Origin of the sequence: Pseudomonas arsenicoxydans (genome assembly GCF_900103875.1) — a bacterium.
GTDB classification, from domain to species: Bacteria; Pseudomonadota; Gammaproteobacteria; order Pseudomonadales; family Pseudomonadaceae; genus Aquipseudomonas; species Aquipseudomonas arsenicoxydans.
Window position 1 is genome coordinate 1867793 of record NZ_LT629705.1, and the last position, 18652, is coordinate 1886444.

At 58.5% G+C, this 18652-nt stretch carries 15 protein-coding genes and 1 pseudogene; 13 read left to right on the forward strand and 3 right to left on the reverse strand.

The features are described from left to right. Window positions 1-5: 5 nt before the first annotated feature. From BLQ41_RS08545 to BLQ41_RS08555, 3 genes are all read right to left on the reverse strand, one after another. Window positions 6-3467, reverse strand: a complete 3462-nt coding sequence (locus BLQ41_RS08545) for a calcium-binding protein (RefSeq protein ID WP_231997091.1) — start codon at window positions 3465-3467, stop codon at window positions 6-8. Window positions 3468-3733: 266 nt separating this feature from the next. Continuing rightward, window positions 3734-5050 (reverse strand): bifunctional DedA family/phosphatase PAP2 family protein, encoded by a 1317-nt coding sequence (locus BLQ41_RS08550; protein WP_090179445.1) that lies wholly within the window; start codon window positions 5048-5050, stop codon window positions 3734-3736. Window positions 5051-5160: 110 nt separating this feature from the next. Next, window positions 5161-5859: a DNA-3-methyladenine glycosylase gene (locus BLQ41_RS08555; RefSeq protein WP_408003500.1), complete on the reverse strand. Its 699-nt coding sequence runs from the start codon at window positions 5857-5859 to the stop codon at window positions 5161-5163. Window positions 5860-6048: 189 nt separating this feature from the next. Here BLQ41_RS08555 and BLQ41_RS08560 point away from each other — a divergent pair, with 189 nt between their 5' ends. The 13 genes and pseudogenes from BLQ41_RS08560 to BLQ41_RS08620 all read left to right on the forward strand — a co-directional run bounded on the left by BLQ41_RS08560 (window position 6049) and on the right by BLQ41_RS08620 (window position 18600). Beyond that, complete coding sequence (locus BLQ41_RS08560) at window positions 6049-7320, forward strand: glutamate-5-semialdehyde dehydrogenase (RefSeq protein ID WP_090179451.1); 1272 nt, start codon at window positions 6049-6051, stop codon at window positions 7318-7320. A gap of 1 nt (window position 7321) precedes the next feature. Further along, a complete protein-coding gene (gene nadD / locus BLQ41_RS08565) occupies window positions 7322-8011 on the forward strand; it encodes a nicotinate-nucleotide adenylyltransferase (RefSeq protein ID WP_167360472.1) in 690 nt (229 codons plus the stop codon). Between the two features lie 72 nt (window positions 8012-8083). Then, window positions 8084-8578 (forward strand): ribosome silencing factor, encoded by a 495-nt coding sequence (gene rsfS, locus BLQ41_RS08570; protein ID WP_090179458.1) that lies wholly within the window; start codon window positions 8084-8086, stop codon window positions 8576-8578. A 9-nt stretch (window positions 8579-8587) separates the two neighbouring features. Next, complete coding sequence (gene rlmH / locus BLQ41_RS08575) at window positions 8588-9055, forward strand: 23S rRNA (pseudouridine(1915)-N(3))-methyltransferase RlmH (protein WP_007937439.1); 468 nt, start codon at window positions 8588-8590, stop codon at window positions 9053-9055. Between the two features lie 10 nt (window positions 9056-9065). Continuing rightward, entirely contained in the window at window positions 9066-10961 is a 1896-nt protein-coding gene (gene mrdA / locus BLQ41_RS08580; RefSeq protein WP_090179461.1) for a penicillin-binding protein 2, read from the forward strand. A 31-nt stretch (window positions 10962-10992) separates the two neighbouring features. Beyond that, the gene (gene rodA, locus BLQ41_RS08585) at window positions 10993-12096 is read left to right on the forward strand and encodes a rod shape-determining protein RodA (RefSeq protein ID WP_167360527.1); all 1104 of its coding nucleotides are present in this window, start codon (window positions 10993-10995) and stop codon (window positions 12094-12096) included. Between the two features lie 17 nt (window positions 12097-12113). Next, the gene (gene mltB / locus BLQ41_RS08590) at window positions 12114-13124 is read left to right on the forward strand and encodes a lytic murein transglycosylase B (RefSeq protein WP_090179465.1); all 1011 of its coding nucleotides are present in this window, start codon (window positions 12114-12116) and stop codon (window positions 13122-13124) included. Beyond that, complete coding sequence (locus BLQ41_RS08595) at window positions 13124-14134, forward strand: septal ring lytic transglycosylase RlpA family protein (RefSeq protein WP_090179468.1); 1011 nt, start codon at window positions 13124-13126, stop codon at window positions 14132-14134. The genes mltB and BLQ41_RS08595 overlap by 1 nt, the downstream gene beginning before the upstream one ends. 183 nt (window positions 14135-14317) lie before the next feature. Further along, window positions 14318-15475 carry a D-alanyl-D-alanine carboxypeptidase family protein gene (locus BLQ41_RS08600; RefSeq protein WP_090179469.1) on the forward strand — a complete coding sequence of 386 codons (1158 nt, stop codon included), beginning with the start codon at window positions 14318-14320 and terminating at the stop codon, window positions 15473-15475. Between the two features lie 84 nt (window positions 15476-15559). Further along, entirely contained in the window at window positions 15560-15835 is a 276-nt protein-coding gene (locus BLQ41_RS08605) for a DUF493 domain-containing protein (RefSeq protein WP_090179472.1), read from the forward strand. Then, the gene (gene lipB, locus BLQ41_RS08610) at window positions 15835-16482 is read left to right on the forward strand and encodes a lipoyl(octanoyl) transferase LipB (protein ID WP_090179474.1); all 648 of its coding nucleotides are present in this window, start codon (window positions 15835-15837) and stop codon (window positions 16480-16482) included. The genes BLQ41_RS08605 and lipB overlap by 1 nt, the downstream gene beginning before the upstream one ends. 1 nt (window position 16483) lies before the next feature. Continuing rightward, a complete protein-coding gene (lipA, locus tag BLQ41_RS08615; RefSeq protein ID WP_090179476.1) occupies window positions 16484-17506 on the forward strand; it encodes a lipoyl synthase in 1023 nt (340 codons plus the stop codon). Between the two features lie 144 nt (window positions 17507-17650). After that, window positions 17651-18600: pseudogene (locus BLQ41_RS08620) on the forward strand (S66 peptidase family protein). The last annotated feature ends 52 nt before the right edge of the window (window positions 18601-18652 follow it).

Consider the following 18652-nt stretch of genomic DNA (forward strand, 5'->3'; position numbering starts at 1 on the left):
CCAGGTTATTTCACAATCTCAAGGTCTTCGACTCTGAAGCTGCGTGACCAGTCCGTGTCGATAGTCCAGTTGTCAATTTCTGTGTCGTAATAAATGTTTCCTTGCGTGGCGTCATTCGTTCGAAGGTTTTCGATGCTGATCAGCTCGGCGACAAGGCCGTCATTTTGTTTGTGTTTAATGATGTCCGATACAACAGCGGCAATGCTTGGGTAGCTTTTTGCATTAATGGCGTGCAGGACTGAAACTTCGAACAAGGGGTCGATGCGATAGCGACTCCCTGAAGAAACAATAACGTTGATCGTTTCCAGCGGTATGTCAGACGCTTCGGTATTTGGCAGTTGAATATGGACGCTTCCAATTTTCAGGAAGTTGTTGTTAATGTTTATCCCTTCCCGAGTGATGTTCTCTGCAAGGCGAAGTGTGTAAATGTTCCAGGTCGAGCCGCTGGAGGTTTTGGCCGCGGCCCCGGGGGTCGACAGCCGAAGGGATGTATTGTCGGTCGGGTAGAGGTCGTAGGATGAGGCTTGCCCTTCCAGCGAATAAACCGAGCTGTGTGCCACTGAATCGAATTCGACACGCTGTGCAACCGCTTTCAAAAGACGTCTATCGAAGGTAGGTTTGGCGAACACGTATTTTCCGGGTTTTTCACGCAATGAGGCGGCGCTGTCGACGACTCTGTACCCTGGATATTTGCTGTCATCGAGATAGGCGTTTTTAGGGAAGTCCAGCCAGTAGGACTTACCGTTGCGCATGACCAGAGTGAACGGGTGGACGGTCTTCCAACCCGAGGACATGATGCCCGCGCCCCGATCGGTTTTTTTTCCAGGATCCTCTTCAACACTACCGTGAATCAGAAGTGAGCTTGTGTTCTTGAACGAAATCTGGAAATGCGTGTTTGAATAACTCAAGTAGCTAAAGCTGTTTCGAGGCGTCGAGGTCACTGTGTAGATGGCATCGACCTCTGTGATTTCGTCACTGTCGAAATCTATGTATAAAACGCTAGGCGTATGGCTTCCTGGCTTGTCGACAAAGAACACGGTTGTGTAAGTCTCACGGGCTACAAAGTAGGATGAAGGGGTGGCGCAGGGCACTCGTTGAACGCGGCTGTTGACAATGAAGGGCGGTGTTTTTGGTGTTCCCATAACCACCACAATGACCTTGACGCTCAACTCGGTCAGACTGTTTATCTGGGTGGGCAGGTCGACCTTTAGTTGGTACCCATCCTCGGTGACAAATAGAAGGTTGGGGTTTCGTAATGAGCGTTTGTCCGTCAGCGTTTCATATACGTCATTAATGACCAGCTGCCTTTCCGGCTGGAAAGACTCCGCGTTTTGCAGGGATGAAATGACCAGTGCGTTTTCGCGGATGCGCCAGTCCTGGACAAACTCAAGCGTTACACCAAGGTGTATGACGCTTAGATCTTCGCCATCTTCTGTAATGGATACCGAATGCGTCATGCCGTTGAGGTAGTAGGTATCCGCACCGCTACCACCATTGACGCTGCAGTCGTTGCCTCGAACGACGATCTGATCATCGCCCGCGCCAGCATTGATGCGGTCGTGGCCGTTCGCAATGATGTAATCAGCTTCGTCGGAACCCGTAACAAGGTTCTGCGCACCGGCCAGGGTTTCGACCTTTTCGATGGAGTGGATGTTTGAGTGCAGGACTGGAGCGGTAGTGATATCCGCTGAACGTAACCCCAGCTTTCCACTCTTCAGATTGATGTCGTACCCAACATATATCGTGTCGTCCGGCCCATGGCGTACCGGAACATGCTTACCCTGAAGCGATAACGTGTCTGTGCCGGCTCCGCCTCGTAATGTATTGACCTGCCCGGTTGGCGGCGCTTTCTTTAGGCTTTGAGCGGCGGACTGGAAAAGGAAAGAATCGTTCTTGTCGCCTCCGTTCAGCGTTTTAATACCGGAGGAATAGCTGAAGTAGTTCGGTTTGCCTCTAACGCCTATGATGCTGTCGTTGCCGCCGCCCAGCTGCCAGAGGACGCCTTTGGAAGGACCCGTTTCACCGACAAGGGCATTGGGAATGCCTGTCGGAAGGCCATCGGTGGCGTCGTAGACGTCATCGGTCTCTTTGATCACGGGGACGTTGACCGTCACAAAGGAGGATTCACCGCTGGCTTCATCCCATTCAAACTTATGGTGCCGGGTAGGTTGCAACTGCACTTCAAATCGCCCGTTCACCACCGCTTCGACACTGTCCTTCAGTTCATTTTTGAGCCATTCGGTGCCGGTGCTATCGAGCGCCTTGGCGTAGTCGCTGTAGGTTTTGGCGACGGCAAACCGATCCAGGACCTCTTGGTCCTGATTCTGAGCGGTAAAGGCAAACCAGCCCGCCCGCCAGCGCTCATGCATGCTCAATTCGATGTAATCGTCGATGTCGTCAACCGTGCGTGCGGCACCATAAATTCTGGCGCCGACAATCAATATTGCTGCGGCGGCGATACCCACGGGGCCGGCAGCTTTGAAGCCGAGTAGCGCGGCGCCCCCCAGTATTGTGGAGAGACCTGCGCTGGTGAGGCTGAGGGCGGCATTGAAGTAATGGTCCTGCGCTTCTTTTCCCTTGGCATTGGCGGCATCGTTGAACGATTTGATCGCAGTGTAGAGATCGAAGGGCAGCGTCAGCACGCTGGCCATCAGGCCGGCCCCTTTGCTCAGTACGTGTCCAACGGTTGTTCTGCCGAAATGTTCAAAAGTTTTTGCTCCGCTGCGAATCATGGCCTCGCCGGTTTTCGCCAGGCCGCGTTCGATAATCAACGAGCCGATTTCTGCTGTGCCGCCGCCGACATTAATTGCCGCTTCGCCCCAATGACCTTTTTTGATCGCTTCCGCTGTGCCGATAATCGCGCTGTAGAGGCCATATGCCTGAAGACCGGCGCCCATGGAGCTCATGCCATAACTCTTGGTCCTGTCGATCCAGGCAGGCAATTGATCGGGCAATGGATTTTTGTGGATGTCCAGGCGCTGGGTCGATTTCAACAAACTACCGATTTTCTGAACGGGGCCTGTTGAGGTGCCTGACTCTTTTAACAAGGGAGCTGCGGTGGTTGAGCGTTGTGTGGCGATTTCGAAAAGCAGAGTGGCGGGGATGTGGCTCTGGTGTCCTTGCACTGCTTTGATACGGTGTTCGACTTTGTCAGGATCAAACTCCAGTGAATCGATGAATGCCTGATCAGGTAGTGCAAAATAAGTATTGGTGCTGGTGATAAGTTCGCCGTTAATCATGGCACCCATTGCATGAAGTTCTACGCGACTAACTGAAAACTCCCCGATGCGCAGAGAGCCAAATAAAGCGTCGAGATCTTGAAGGTTGGGTTTTAGTAAAGGGGATTTGTTTTCTGAAGTTTGCGTAGTGTGACGGGATTCAGTCGGGGGTGTGATGGGGAGGGGTGTTAATATATCTGTGATGTTTACAATGTTGTTTCTATTTGTCGGCGTGGTGGGTAGGGGCATGATTTTTTATCTTTCGTGATTTGTTTTTAATTAATGAGTGCTCCGTGAGTGGTCGTGAATATTGCATGGCGTTATGTCTATTTCGACGGTATTTGTTTTGCTGGATGTTTATTGTTTTTGAAAGTTGTGAGAAACACTGTTTAAGAAAATGCTGAGAGCGGTAGATGATCTATTGAATAACAGTGAATTCGATAATATGTGGGAGTTTTAATTCTGGTCGCGTCCAATAAAACCCGAGCATTGCGCCCGGGTTTTTGTAGCTGCACTCAATAGGCATACCGCAACATCGCCGCCGGCAAATACCGCAATGCAAAGAACCCGAACAGTGCCACCATTGGAGGCAATACCAGCCACCAGACCTTGCGTGGCATCGGGTTGAGCGGCGTCTGGCGCTGGCTCAGCCACAGGCTCGCCGCGCACACGCACGCTGCCAGCATCGCGCCGGCCAGCACATCCGTTGGCCAATGCGCACCCAGATACACCCGTGAAAGGGAAATCGCCAGCGCCGGCAAGCAGCCGAGCAGCAACCACGTCAGGCGCATGCGCGGCGGTTGGCCGCGACCGGCCAGCACGGCGAGGGTCAGGAACAAGGCGAATGACCCCGAGGCGTGACCGCTGGGCATGCTGTAGCTAGTGAACGGATCGCTCAGCACTTCCGGGCGGATGCGGGCGAAAAACTGCTTGGTGAACGTATTGCCCAGGGCGGTGAAGAGCAGGGTGCCGCCAGCGAAGATAGCCTGGCGCCATTGCCGGGTGAGCAGCAGCAAACCGGTCAGCAGGGCGCTGAACACCAGCATGTTGCGGAACTCGCCGATCAGCGTGAAGGTGACGGCCACTTCATCGAGCATCGGGCTTCGGTGTTCCTGCACCAGGGTCATCACGCCTTGATCGAGGGCGGTCAGGTGCGGGTAACCGATAAACAGTCCCACCAGAATCAGAAAGCTCATGCCGCTAATCAGTACCGTCGCCTTGCGATGGCGACGCATGCTGCTGGTAATGCTCAACCCCACCATGACGGCGATGCTGCCCGCGACGATCCCGGCCTCGGGCCAGAACCCGTCGGGTAATGGCAGGCGGATGGCCGCGCCCGTGGCCCAGCCGGGCAGCAGGTAGGCAACGCTCCAGCCCGCGGCGGCCAGCAGGCTGACGGCGGCGAAGCGCGGGAAGGGCATGTCGAACATCCCGGCGACCATCGGCAGCATTGGCCGTAGCGGGCCGATAAAGCGCCCAACCAGCAGGCTGGCAATGCCGTAGCGCTGGAAATACGACTCGGCGCCAGCGATCCATTCCGGGTGATGACGCAACCCTGGCAGGCGCCGGATGTTCTGGTGGAAATGTCGACCAATGAAGTAGGAGACGACATCGCCCAACACCCCGGCGACGAACCCCAGCAATAGCGTTTCGCTCAATGACAGCGCACCACTGCCGGCCAGTACCGCTACGGCAAACAGCAATACCGTGCCGGGCACGATCAGCCCGGCAATCGCCAAGCACTCCACAAAGGCCACTATGAACACCGCCGCAGCCAGCCATTGCGGGTTAGCCGCCAACCAACCGGTCACGCTATCGAGCCATGGGCCCATAAAAACAACTCCATTGAATGTTCAGTTGGCCCCAGCAGGGCGAACGTAATCTTCCAGATACGGTAAAACCCTGTGGGAGCGAATTTGCTCCCGCAGGGGTTGTTCCAGCATCAAGTCAGTAAAAAATAATCGCGACCTTCAACCTGCCCCCGTCGCAGCGGGTTGCGCGTGCAATACGGTGCGTAAGCCGCATCGACGAAGCGGTACATCAAATGCTCATCGCGTCCTTGGGGGATGCCCAGGCGCGTGGTCTGGATGATGTGAGCCGGCGCCGGGCCGACATTTTCCACCAGCAGCACTTCATGATCGAAGCGCTTGGCGTCCCAGACCGGCACTTTCAGGCCCAGCGACTTGCAAAGCAATGTCTGTCCGGCGCACAGCTTTTGCGAGGGGCGAGGCCGCCCTTGAGCATCGGGATTGTTCAGCAGCATCTGCGCCAGACTCGCCGGCCCGCTCAATTCATCGACCCATGGATAGGCGGATTTGATCAAAACCGCGTTGCCGGGACCTTGGGCGCTGAAGTTCAGGGAATCGCCACCACGGGCGTAATACATATAGATGTGGCCGCCATCCAGAAACAAAGCCTTACGCTTTTCTGTGTAGCCAAGGGAGGCGTGACTGCCTTTTTCTTCGCAGTAATAAGCTTCGGTCTCGATGATGCGGGCACTGAGCCATAGGTCGCCGACCCGGTGGCGGATGATTTTGCCCAGTAGATCTCGGGCCAGCGTTTGGGCATCTCTGTCGAAAAAGGCGTCCGGGAGCCCCGTGGGAGAGGGCGCGGCGGACGTGTTAACAGTCAGGTTTGACATAATGAACGGCATTATTCAGGGCTGATTGAGCGGTGATGATAACAATTTGCAGCTTAATCACGGCTGAACGTCGGCAAATTGCCCTCCATTTCGACCATCCGCCCGTCACCGCTGTTAGTCGGGGGACGCGACAGCTATAATCTGCCGCTTTACTCTTTACCAAGACCTTAGCAAAGACCTCTCCAGACCATGACTGAGTCCGTTCTTGACTACATGACCCGCCTGGGTCGCGCTGCCCGCGAGGCCTCTCGCGTCATTGGCTGTGCCAGCACTGCGCAGAAGAACCGCGCGCTGCAGGCGGCTGCCAATGCGCTGGATGCTGCACGCGCCGAGCTGACGGCTGCCAATGAGCTGGATTTGGCGGCTGGTCGTGCCAATGGTCTTGAACCGGCATTGCTTGAGCGACTGGCGCTGACCCCGGAGCGCATCGACGGCATGATCGTCGGCTTGCGTCAGGTGGCGGCTTTGCCGGACCCGGTCGGTGCGATCCGCGACATGAGCTTCCGTCCGTCGGGCATTCAGGTCGGCAAGATGCGCGTGCCGTTGGGCGTGATCGGGATCATCTACGAATCCCGGCCCAATGTGACGATCGACGCTGCCAGCCTGTGCCTGAAGTCCGGTAACGCAACCATCCTACGCGGCGGTTCCGAGGCGATTCATTCCAACCGTGCCATCGCTGCCTGCATCCAGCGTGGCCTGGCCGAAGCCGAGCTGCCGGCCGCCGTGGTTCAAGTGGTCGAAACCACTGATCGCGCCGCCGTTGGCGCGCTGATTACCATGCCGGAGTACGTCGACGTCATCGTGCCCCGTGGTGGCCGAGGCCTGATCGAGCGGGTCAGTCGCGATGCGCGCGTGCCGGTGATCAAGCACCTGGACGGCATCTGCCACGTGTATGTCAGTGCCCACGCCGATTTGCCCAAAGCCCAGCGCATCGCTTTCAACGCCAAGACTTACCGTTATGGCATCTGCGGCGCGATGGAAACGCTGCTGGTGGATCAAGCCGTTGCCAGGGATTTCCTGCCGTCGATGGCTGCACAGTTCCGCGAAAAAGGCGTCGAACTGCGCGGTTGCGAACGCACGCGAGCGATCATCGACGCAGCGCTGGCCACTGAAGAAGACTGGACCACCGAGTACCTGGCACCGATTCTGTCGATCCGCGTGGTCGACGGACTGGACCAGGCCATCGAGCACATTAACAAGTACGGCTCCCACCACACTGATTCGATCGTCAGCGAAAACCTCGCAGACACCCGGCGTTTTGTGGCGCAAGTCGATTCTTCGTCGGTGATGATCAATACGCCGACCTGTTTCGCCGATGGCTTTGAATACGGATTGGGTGCCGAGATTGGCATTTCTACTGATAAGCTGCACGCCCGCGGCCCGGTGGGCCTCGAAGGGCTGACCTGCGAGAAGTACATCGTGGTCGGTGATGGTCAGTTACGCGGTCAGGCGTCGGTCTGAGTTGGGCGACCTTGACCCGACAGCCCAAGTGACCGCCGGCGAGCCGCAACCTCGCCGCATTGGCGTACTGGGCGGGACTTTCGACCCGGTACACATCGGCCATTTGCGCGGTGCGCTGGAAGTCGCCGAATCGCTGGCGCTGGATGAATTACGCCTGACGCCGAGTGCCAGGCCGCCTCATCGCGGTACGCCGCAGGTGTCGGCGCAGGATCGGCTGGCAATGGTTGAATGCGCGGTGGCCGGTGTGGCGCCGTTGGTGGTGGACGCGCGGGAGTTACAGCGCGACAAACCGTCCTACACTATCGATACCCTGGAACTGATGCGTGCCGAACTGGCCGCCTCTGACCAGGTTTTTCTACTTTTGGGCTGGGACGCATTTTGCGGCCTGCCCACTTGGCATCGCTGGGAAGAGTTACTCCAGCATTGCCACATCCTGGTGCTGCAACGCCCGGATGCCGACAGCGAACCGCCGGATGCCTTGCGCAATCTGTTGGCGGCACGCTCGGTGAGCGACCCGCTGGCCCTCAAAGGGCCGAGCGGACAGATTGCATTCGTCTGGCAGACGCCGCTCGCGGTATCCGCCACCCAGATCCGTCAACTGCTGGCCAGCGGTAAGTCGGTACGTTTCCTGGTGCCCGACGCGGTCCTGGCCTACATCGATGCGCACGGTCTCTACCGTGCGTCGAACTGAAAAGAGGGCATGCTCCAGGCACGCAATGACGTGCAGTGAAGCGCCCGAACATACGAGCAAAACGAGTTTTATATGACTGACAAAGACGTAACTAAAGTAAAGCGCAAAGGCACATTCAAGAGCGCTCCGCTGCCAGTAGAGGCTCCAACCGGGCCGGAGCTGCGCGGCGAAGAACTGGTCAAGGTTGCCGTGGCAGCCCTGGAAGACGTCAAGGCCCAGGACATTCAGGTCATCGACGTTCGTGAAAAGCAGAGCATCACTGACTTCATGATCATCGCTACCGGTACGTCCAACCGCCAGATCGGCGCGATGCTGGACAAGGTCCGCGAAGCCGTCAAAGCCCAAGGCGTCAAGCCGCTGGGTGAAGAAGGCAAGGGCGACAGCGACTGGGTCCTGTTGGATATGGACGATGTCATCGTGCACATGATGACCGCTTCGGCCCGTCAGTTTTACGACCTGGAGCGCCTGTGGTCCGGTGCTGAACAGAGCCGTGCTCTGAACGCTGCTCACCACAGCCCGGAAAACACCCATGAGCACTTCATCAAGCTCAACAAAGACCAGCAATAAGGGACCGCTGTGCGACTGCGACTGATCGCCGTCGGTTCTCGCATGCCCAAATGGGTGGAAGAAGGCTGGCATGAATATGCCAAGCGCCTTCCGTCCGAGCTGGCGCTGGAACTGGTGGAAATACCGCTCAATACCCGTGGCAAGAACGCCGACGTGGCGCGCTTTATCCGTCAGGAAGGCGAAGCCATGCTGGCCAAGGTCGGGCCGAACGAGCGCGTTGTGACCCTCGAAGTCCACGGCAAGCCCTGGAGCACCGAGCAACTGGCGGTCGAACTCGATCGCTGGCGGCTGGACTCGCGCACGGTCAACTTCATGGTCGGCGGCCCCGAAGGGCTGGCGCCGGAAGTCTGTGCGCGGGCTGATCAGCGCTGGTCGTTATCGCCGTTGACGTTGCCGCACCCGCTGGTGCGGATTCTGATCGGCGAACAGCTGTATCGTGCCTGGACAGTGCTGTCCGGCCACCCTTACCACAAGTAGTTCTGCCCTCATGTCCCAGCCGATCCGCATCAAGGACCACGAAAAAGACGCCCGTCTGGTGCGTGGTCGCGTCGTGTTCGGGGCAATTGCGGTGGTGACGCTGATCTGTGTGCTGATCGCGCGGCTGTATTTCCTCCAGGTGATTCAGTACGAGTACCACTCGACTCTGTCGGAAAACAACCGTGTCCATGTGCAGCCGATTCCACCGACGCGCGGGCTGATCTTCGACCGCAATGGCGTAGTGGTGGCCGATAACCGGCCCAGCTTCAGCCTGAGCATGACCCGCGAGCGTTCCGGCGACTGGCAGCAAGTGCTCGATGTGATTGTCGAAGTGCTGGAACTGACGCCCGAGGACCGGGTGATCTTCGAGAAGCGCATGCGTCAGGGGCGTCGGCCGTTCGAGCCGGTGCCGATCCTGTTCGAGCTGACCGAAGAGCAGATCGCCCGGATTGCGGTCAATCAGTTCCGTCTGCCTGGCGTGGAAGTGGTTGCGCAACTGGTTCGGCACTATCCGCAGGGTGCGCACTTTGCGCACTCGGTGGGGTACATGGGGCGGATCAACGAGAAAGAACTCAAGTCTCTTGATCCGGTGAGTTACAGCGGCACCCATCAAATCGGCAAAACCGGCATCGAGCGCTTCTACGAGCCGGAGTTGCACGGTCAGGTCGGTTACGAAGAAGTCGAGACCAACGCCCGTGGCCGCGTGCTGCGAGTGCTCAAACGTACCGAGCCGATTTCCGGCAAGGACATCGTCCTGAGCCTGGACATCAAATTGCAGGAGGCCGCCGAAGCCGCGCTCGGCGGGCGCCGAGGCGCTGTCGTTGCACTGGACCCGAAAACCGGCGAAGTGTTGGCGATGGTCAGCCAGCCGAGCTTCGATCCGAACCTGTTTGTCACCGGCATCAGCTTCAAAGCCTATTCCGAGCTGCGCGATTCCATCGACCGCCCGCTGTTCAACCGCGTGTTGCGTGGCCTGTATCCCCCGGGCTCGACGATCAAGCCCGCGGTGGCCATCGCCGGTCTGGATTCGGGGGTGGTGACGGCATCGACCCGGGTTTTCGACCCCGGTTACTACATGCTGCCCAACTACGATCACAAGTACCGCAACTGGAACCGTACCGGTGACGGCTACGTCGACCTGGACACGGCCATCATGCGTTCCAATGACACCTACTTCTATGACCTGGCCCACAAGCTGGGGATCGATCGCTTGTCGTCGTACCTGGGTAAATTCGGTATCGGCCAGAAGGTGTCTTTGGACATGTTCGAAGAATCGCCGGGGTTGATGCCGTCCCGCGAGTGGAAACGAGCGACCCGTCGTCAAGCCTGGTTCCCGGGCGAAACGCTGATTCTGGGGATTGGTCAGGGCTACATGCAGTCGACGCCGCTGCAACTGGCCCAGGCGACGGCGCTGGTCGCCAACAAAGGAGTCTGGAACCGTCCCCACCTGGCCAAGACTGTCGAAGGCGTGAAGCCCAAGGATGAAAATCCGATGCCGGACATCATTTTACGTGACCCGTCCGACTGGACCAAGGTCAACCACGGCATGCAGCAAGTGATGCATGGCGCCCGGGGGACCGCGCGCAAGGCATCGATCGGCGCGCAATACCGCATCGCCGGTAAAAGTGGTACGGCCCAGGTGGTCGCGATCAAGCAGGGCGAGAAGTACGACCGTTCCAAGGTTCAGGAGCGCCATCGCGACCACGCCTTGTTCGTCGGTTTCGCGCCGGCCGATAACCCGCAAATCGTAGTGTCAGTGATGGTCGAGAACGGCGAGTCCGGTTCCGGCGTCGCGGCGCCTGTGGTGCGTCAAGTCATGGACGCCTGGCTCCTGGACCAGGACGGCCGACTGAAAGCCGAGTACGCCAGCCCTATCAGTGCAGAGGCTACAGCCAGTGATGAATAATTTTGATCGCATGCTCTCCAGTGAGGATGTGATGCGTCGTCGTGCCACGCTGTTGCAACGTCTGCACATCGATGGCCCGTTGTTGATACTGCTGCTGACCCTCGCCGCCGGCAGCCTGTTCGTGCTGTATTCGGCCAGTGGCAAGAGCTGGGATTTGCTGGCCAAGCAAGCCACCTCGTTCGGTATCGGGCTGGTGTCCATGATCGTCATCGCCCAGTTCGAACCGCGCTTCATGGCTCGCTGGGTGCCGATCGGCTATGTGCTCGGCGTGCTGTTGCTGGTGGTGGTGGATGTCATGGGCCACAACGCCATGGGCGCCACGCGCTGGATCAACATCCCCGGGGTAATCCGCTTTCAGCCTTCGGAGTTCATGAAGATCCTGATGCCGGCAACCATCGCCTGGTACTTGTCCAAGCGCACGCTGCCGCCGCAACTCAAGCATGTCGCCGTCAGTCTGTTTCTGATCGGGTTGCCCTTTATTCTTATCGTGCGTCAGCCCGACCTCGGCACCTCGCTGCTGATCCTGGCCGGCGGCGCTTTCGTCTTGTTCATGGGTGGCCTGCGCTGGCGCTGGATCCTCAGCGTGATTGCCGCTGCGGTGCCGGTGGCCGTGGCGATGTGGTTCTTCATCATGCACGACTACCAGAAGCAGCGAATCCTGACGTTCCTCGATCCGGAAAGTGATCCATTGGGCACTGGCTGGAACATCATTCAGTCCAAGGCCGCCATCGGTTCCGGCGGTGTGTTCGGCAAGGGCTGGCTGCTCGGCACCCAGTCGCACCTGGACTTCCTGCCGGAAAGCCACACCGACTTCATTATTGCGGTGCTGGGCGAAGAGTTCGGCCTGGTGGGCATTTGCGCCCTGCTGCTGATTTACCTGTTGTTGATCGGTCGTGGACTGGTCATTACCGCCCAGGCCCAGACATTGTTCGGCAAATTGCTCGCTGGCAGCCTGACCATGACGTTTTTTGTTTACGTTTTCGTCAACATCGGTATGGTCAGTGGCCTGTTGCCGGTTGTGGGGGTGCCGTTGCCGTTCATTAGCTACGGAGGAACTTCGCTAGTGACACTAATGTCAGCGTTTGGGGTTTTGATGTCGATCCATACCCATCGTAAGTGGATCGCACAGGTTTGAATAAGGTGAAGATTTCAATGCAAGTAGTGCATGGCTGGGCGACTCGATACGCGCCGTGGGTCGGCCTGGTAAGCATCCTTGGCACAGCGCAGGACGCGCTGGCCGGCGATTACGAAGGCTCACCCCAGGTGGCCGAATTCGTCGGTGAAATGACCCGCGACTACGGTTTTGCTGGTGAACAGCTGATGGGCGTGTTCCGCGAAGCCGAGCGCAAGCAGTCGATTCTTGACGCGATCTCGAAACCCGCCGAACGCGTCAAGCAGTGGAACGAATACCGCCCGATGTTCATCACCGACGCGCGCATCGCCCGTGGCGTGGACTTCTGGCGTCAACACGAGGCCGTACTGGCGCGTGCCGAGAAGGAATACGGTGTGCCGGCCCAGGTCATCGTTTCGATTATCGGCGTTGAGACCTTTTTCGGTCGCAATACCGGAAATTTCCGGGTGATCGACGCCTTGTCGACCCTGGGTTTCGACTATCCTCCCCGTGCCGAATTCTTCCGCAAGGAATTGCGTGAGTTCCTGTTGCTGGCCCGGGAAGAACAGGTCGACCCATTGACCCTCAAAGGCTCCTACGCCGGGGCAATGGGCTTGCCGCAGTTCATGCCGAGCAGTTTCCGCGCTTATGCAGTGGACTTCGACGGTGATGGCCACATAAATATCTGGACCAATCCGGACGATGCCATTGGCAGCGTCGCCAGTTATTTCAAGCTACACGGCTGGGTTGCCGGCGAACCGGTGGTCAGTCGCGCCGATGTTCGTGGCGAGCAAGTGGACGAAGGTTTGACGACGGGCATCGAGCCGACTAAAACGGTCGGGGAGTTGCGAGCCTTGGGCTGGTCGAGTCATGATGCGCTGCGCGATGATATGCCGGTTACGGCTTTCCGCCTGGAAGGCGATAATGGCTCCGAATACTGGATGGGCCTGAAGAATTTTTACGCAATCACGCGTTATAACCGCAGCGTGATGTACGCCATGGCGGTACATCAACTGTCTGAACAGCTTGTCCAAGCACGGGGCGTCAAGTAATGCGGGCATTGCCTATGAGTAAACCCCTGAAGCTGATGGCATTTGCCGCATTGGCGGTGCTGCTTGCCAGTTGTTCGACCAGCCGCGCGCCGACGCAAAAGTCTTCGACCGCCATCCGCGCCACGCCAGGCCTGGACATCAACCGGGCTCACAAGGACGGCGCGCCGTGGTGGGACGTCGACGTGTCGCGCATTCCGGATGCCACACCGACCCTGCACTCCGGCCCTTACAAGGCCAACCCTTATACAGTGCTGGGCAAGACCTACTTCCCGCTGCAAGACTCCAAGACCTATGTCGCCTCGGGCACCGCGTCGTGGTACGGCACCAAGTTTCACGGCCAGAACACCGCCAACGGCGAAGTGTATGACCTGTACGGCATGAGCGCCGCGCACAAGACTTTGCCACTGCCGAGTTACGTCCGGGTGACCAACCTGGACAACAACAAGAGCGTGATCCTGCGGGTCAATGACCGTGGGCCGTTCTACTCGGACCGAATCATTGACTTGTCCTACGCTGCCGCCAAAAAGCTTGGTTATGCAGAAATCGGTACGGCGCGGGTCAAGGTTGAAGGCATCGATCCGCAACAGTGGTGGGCACAGAAAGGCCGTCCGGCGCCTTTGATGCTCAACGAGCCACAAGTAGCGCAAAATGCCGCGCCGACGATTACCGCATCGGCCGGTACCGTCGAGCAATGGACGCCACCGCCGCAGCAGCATGCTGCGGCCGTTGTGCCCGTTCAGCTTGATGCAAAAAAAAACGCTTCTGTACCAGCCTCTGGCCAGTATCTGCAGGTGGGCGCGTTCGCCAACCCGGACGCTGCAGAACTCCTGAGATCGAAGCTCAGCGGGATGGTGAGCGCTCCGGTGTTCATCAGCTCGATCGTGCGCAATCAACAGACGCTGCATCGGGTGCGTCTGGGGCCGATCGGTTCGCCGGGTGAAATCCAGCAGGTGCAGAACAGCGTGCGTCTGGCCAATCTCGGTTCGCCGAGCCTGGTCACCGCCGAGTAAGACGTAGTACTTGATTGATGGTTCGCTTGCAGTTTGGGGGGCGAACCGGGTTGTTGGCTCGTTGAAGAACAAAAGCCCGGCAAGGGTTACTGAGTTGAGCAACTGAACACGCGATGGCCCGTTAGAAGGTCATCTGATTAGTTTTGCCCTTGGGCAGTTTCCATTAGCGATTTCGAGAGACGGATGAACATCACCACCTTTGCCAAACGCCTGTTCCTGCTAGTCCCGCTACTCCTCTCGCCAGCCGCTTTCGCGGTCGAGATGATGCCATCGCCACCACAATTGGCGGCTAAAGCCTATGTGCTCATGGATGCCAGCAGCGGCAATGTGCTGGTCGAGAACAACGGTGACCAGCGTCTGCCTCCGGCCAGCCTGACCAAACTGATGACCGCGTACATCGCTACGCTGGAAATCCGTCGTGGCCAGATCGGTGAAAACGATCCGGTGACCGTCAGCGAAAACGCCTGGCGTACCGGCGGTTCGCGGATGTTCATCAAGGTCGGCTCGCAGGTCACTGTCAGCGATCTGCTGCACGGCATCATCATTCAGTCGGGTAACGACGCCAGTGTTGCGCTTTCCGAGCACATCGCCGGCAGCGAAGATGCTTTCGCCGACCTGATGAACAAAACCGTGGCCGACCTGGGCATGACCAACACCCACTTCATGAACCCGACCGGTCTGCCGAACCCTGAGCACTACTCGTCGGCTCACGACATGGCTGTGCTGGCTCGCGCGATCATCCACGAAGACCCGGCTCACTATGCGATCTACTCGCAGAAAGAGTTCTTCTGGAACGGCATCAAGCAACCTAACCGCAACCTGCTGCTGTGGCGCGACAAGACTGTCGACGGTCTGAAAACCGGTCACACCGACGAAGCAGGCTATTGCATGGTGTCTTCGGCTGTACGTGACGGCATGCGCCTGATCGCCGTGGTGTTCGGCACCAACAGCGAAGTGGCTCGCGCCTCCGAGACCCAGAAGTTGCTGACCTACGGTTTCCGTTTCTTCGAAACCCAGACCTTCTATCAGAAAGGTGCCGAGCTGGCTCAGGCGCCTGTCTGGAAGGGCAGCACCAATCAAGTCAAGGCCGGCCTAGCTGAAGACCTGACCATGACCCTGCCAAAAGGCCAGCTGAAAAAGCTCGCCGCCAGCATGACCATGAACCCGCAACTGGTTGCGCCAATCGCCAAGGGCGACGTGATCGGTAAAGTCGAAGTGAAACTGGACGACAAGGTGGTGCACAGCGCTGACCTGATCGCCCTGGACGCTGTCGAGGAGGGTGGTATCTTCCGTCGCATGTGGGATAGCATCCGTCTATTCTTCTACGGCTTGTTCAACTGACAGTGTGCACCTGCAAAGCCCCTCGCCGATCCGGCCTGGGGCTTTGCCTGTCGCCACGGCTTACGCTTACGAGGCCGTTACGCCATGACCGATACCGAAGTAAAGGCGCCTAAGATCGAATTCCCCAATGTTGATTACCCGGTTAAGGTGATCAGCGATACGGGTGCAGGCAACAAAGACAGGATCATCGAGATCGTCAAGAAACACGCGACAGTCAACGATGAGCGCGTTGATGAGCGCCAAAGCACCAACGGCAAGTACACCACGATTCAGTTGCACATCGTCGCCACCGATCAGGACCAGCTGTACAACATCAACAGCGAACTGCGGGCTACCGGCTTCGTGCACATGGTGTTGTGATGCCCGGCACGCTGGGCTTTCGCGAGCTGGGTCAGATGGCTTACGAGCCGGTCTGGCATGCCATGCAGCGCTTCACCAACGAACGCGGCAGCAATGCCGCGGACGAGATCTGGCTGGTTGAACATCCTCCTGTGTTCACCCAGGGCCAGGCCGGCAAAGCCGAGCACTTGTTGCTGCCGGGGGATATCCCGGTGGTGCAGGTCGATCGCGGCGGTCAGGTGACTTATCACGGTCCCGGCCAATTGGTGGCCTACCTGTTGCTCGACGTTCGCAAGCTGGGTTTCGGCGTGCGTGACCTGGTCACCCGCATGGAACACTGCCTGATCGAGTTGCTGGCCAGCTATGGCGTTACTGCCAACGCCAAGCCAGACGCGCCGGGTGTCTACGTCGAGGGGGCAAAAATTGCCTCCCTGGGCCTGCGGATCCGCCACGGTTGTTCCTTTCATGGCCTGGCCCTGAACGTGGATATGGACCTGGAACCGTTTCGACGGATTAATCCCTGCGGTTACGCCGGGCTGGCAATGACCCAGCTGAGCGATCACGCAGGATCGATTGAATTTGCCGAGGTAAGTGCCCGGCTGCGCGCGCAGCTCGTCAAACACCTCGACTATGCTGAGCAGACGACCCTAACGGGCGGAATCGACTGATATGACTACTGATGCAGTGCAAACCATGATCCCGACGCTTGATGTTACCGAGCGTCCGGCCCCGCGTGCCAAGGTTGAAGCCGGCGTCAAGCTGCGCGGCGCCGAGAAGGTTGCACGTATCCCGGTGAAGATCATTCCGACCACCGAACTGCCGAAGAAACCTGACTGGATTCGCGTGCGCATCCCGATTTCCCCGGAAGTCGACCGCATCAAGGCGCTGCTGCGCAAACACAAGCTGCACAGTGTTTGCGAAGAGGCGTCCTGCCCGAACCTGGGTGAGTGCTTCTCCGGTGGCACCGCGACCTTCATGATCATGGGCGACATCTGCACCCGTCGCTGCCCGTTCTGCGACGTTGGCCACGGTCGTCCGAAGCCACTGGACGTCAATGAGCCAGAAAGCCTGGCCATCGCCATCGCCGACCTCAAGCTCAAGTACGTGGTGATTACCTCGGTTGACCGCGACGACCTGCGCGACGGCGGTGCCCAGCACTTTGCCGACTGCATCCGCGAGATCCGCAAGCTGTCGCCGAATGTTCAGCTCGAAACCCTGGTCCCGGACTACCGTGGCCGTATGGACGTCGCGCTGGAAATCACCGCTGCCGAGCCGCCGGATGTGTTCAACCACAACCTGGAAACGGTGCCGCGCCTGTACAAGGCTGCGCGTCCGGGTTCGGACTACCAGTGGTCGCTGACCCTGCTGCAACGTTTCAAGCAGATGATGCCGCACATTCCGACCAAATCCGGCTTGATGCTGGGCCTGGGCGAAACCGACGAAGAAGTCATCGAAGTCATGAAGCGCATGCGCGAGCACGACATCGACATGCTGACTCTGGGCCAGTACCTGCAACCGTCCCGCAGTCACTTGCCGGTCCAGCGTTTCGTGCACCCGGATACCTTCGCCTGGTTCGCCGAGGAAGGTTACAAGATGGGCTTCAAGAACGTCGCTTCCGGTCCGCTGGTACGTTCCTCGTACCACGCAGACGAACAGGCGAAGCTGGTCAAGGCCGAGCTGATGTCGTCCTGATCCACAGCGAGTAAGCAAAAGCGCCTGCGAGGTTTCTGACCTTGCGGGCGTTTTTTTGCCTTGCCCACGGCAACTGAACCTCTTCTGTTTGTCCCCGTTCCTGACTACTGTGTGCTGAAGCTTTTTGCGCAGGGAGATTCATGGATGACCGTTCGACCGACTCACACGCTTTACCCTCACAAACCCGTCCCGGCGTTGCCTTCGCAAGGCTTGATCGGCGTGATTGCGCCTGCGGGGCCTGCCGGGCTGGATACCGACAAGGCCGTTGCCTGGATGCGTGCTCGCGGTTATGCGCTGCGCGTGTTCCCCGGCGTGTACGAGCAGGATGGCTACCTGGCCGGAAGCGACGATGTCCGGCTCAATGATTTGCACGCGGCGTTCGCTGATACCGAGGTCGATGCCATCATTTGCCTGCGCGGGGGTATGGCACGCCGCGTTTGCTCGATCGTATCGATTTCGAGTTGCTGCAAAACAATGCGAAACCGTTTATTGGCTACAGCGACATCACCGCGCTGCATGTCGCGATCAGCCGTTACGCCGGATTCGTGACCTTTCACGGGCCGCTGCTCAATGCCGATTTGCTGGGCGAAAAGCAAAAACCGACGGAGTCTTCGTTTTTCAACATGCTCAGAGGGCAGGTGAAGGCCGGCAGTGTGCTGTCGCATCCGGCGGCTTACCCGCTGACCACAATCGAGCCGGGCATTGCTCACGGACGTTTGCTGGGGGGCAATCTGTCGATGCTCGCCGCGACGATGGGTACACCGTTCGAGATAGAGGCCGAGGGCGTCATCCTGTTCATTGAAGACGTCAACGAGCCGCTGTATCGCATCGACCGTCTGCTGACCCATCTGCGCCTGGCGGGCACCCTGGGCAAGTTGCGCGGCGTTCTGGTGGGGGACGTTGCGGGTGTTGATACAGCGGCGCTGGAGCGTTTGCTCAAGCAGACCTTCGAACCGTTGCGGATACCGGTGCTGGCCGGGTGGCGTAGCGGGCATTGCGATCCGAACCTGACGTTGCCGATGGGGGCGCTGGTTCGATTGGACGCGGGGAAGAAGGAGTTGGTGTTGGAGCAGGACGTGGTGGTCAAGCGCTAGTTGGTTGTCGCTTGTTAGTCAGTCATCATCGGATCGCCGACCTGAGCGAGCT

What these genes read in the sequence shown, in the direction of transcription:
- BLQ41_RS08545 (WP_231997091.1), bottom strand. Translation starts at nt 3,467, where the DNA reads ATGCCCCTACCCACCACGCCGACAAATAGAAACAACATTGTAAACATC.
- BLQ41_RS08550 (WP_090179445.1), bottom strand. Translation starts at nt 5,050, where the DNA reads ATGGGCCCATGGCTCGATAGCGTGACCGGTTGGTTGGCGGCTAACCCG.
- BLQ41_RS08555 (WP_408003500.1), bottom strand. Translation starts at nt 5,859, where the DNA reads ATGTCAAACCTGACTGTTAACACGTCCGCCGCGCCCTCTCCCACGGGG.
- BLQ41_RS08560 (WP_090179451.1), top strand. Translation starts at nt 6,049, where the DNA reads ATGACTGAGTCCGTTCTTGACTACATGACCCGCCTGGGTCGCGCTGCC.
- rsfS (WP_090179458.1), top strand. Translation starts at nt 8,084, where the DNA reads ATGACTGACAAAGACGTAACTAAAGTAAAGCGCAAAGGCACATTCAAG.
- mrdA (WP_090179461.1), top strand. Translation starts at nt 9,066, where the DNA reads ATGTCCCAGCCGATCCGCATCAAGGACCACGAAAAAGACGCCCGTCTG.
- rodA (WP_167360527.1), top strand. Translation starts at nt 10,993, where the DNA reads ATGCGTCGTCGTGCCACGCTGTTGCAACGTCTGCACATCGATGGCCCG.
- mltB (WP_090179465.1), top strand. Translation starts at nt 12,114, where the DNA reads ATGCAAGTAGTGCATGGCTGGGCGACTCGATACGCGCCGTGGGTCGGC.
- BLQ41_RS08595 (WP_090179468.1), top strand. Translation starts at nt 13,124, where the DNA reads ATGCGGGCATTGCCTATGAGTAAACCCCTGAAGCTGATGGCATTTGCC.
- BLQ41_RS08600 (WP_090179469.1), top strand. Translation starts at nt 14,318, where the DNA reads ATGAACATCACCACCTTTGCCAAACGCCTGTTCCTGCTAGTCCCGCTA.
- BLQ41_RS08605 (WP_090179472.1), top strand. Translation starts at nt 15,560, where the DNA reads ATGACCGATACCGAAGTAAAGGCGCCTAAGATCGAATTCCCCAATGTT.
- lipB (WP_090179474.1), top strand. Translation starts at nt 15,835, where the DNA reads ATGCCCGGCACGCTGGGCTTTCGCGAGCTGGGTCAGATGGCTTACGAG.
- lipA (WP_090179476.1), top strand. Translation starts at nt 16,484, where the DNA reads ATGACTACTGATGCAGTGCAAACCATGATCCCGACGCTTGATGTTACC.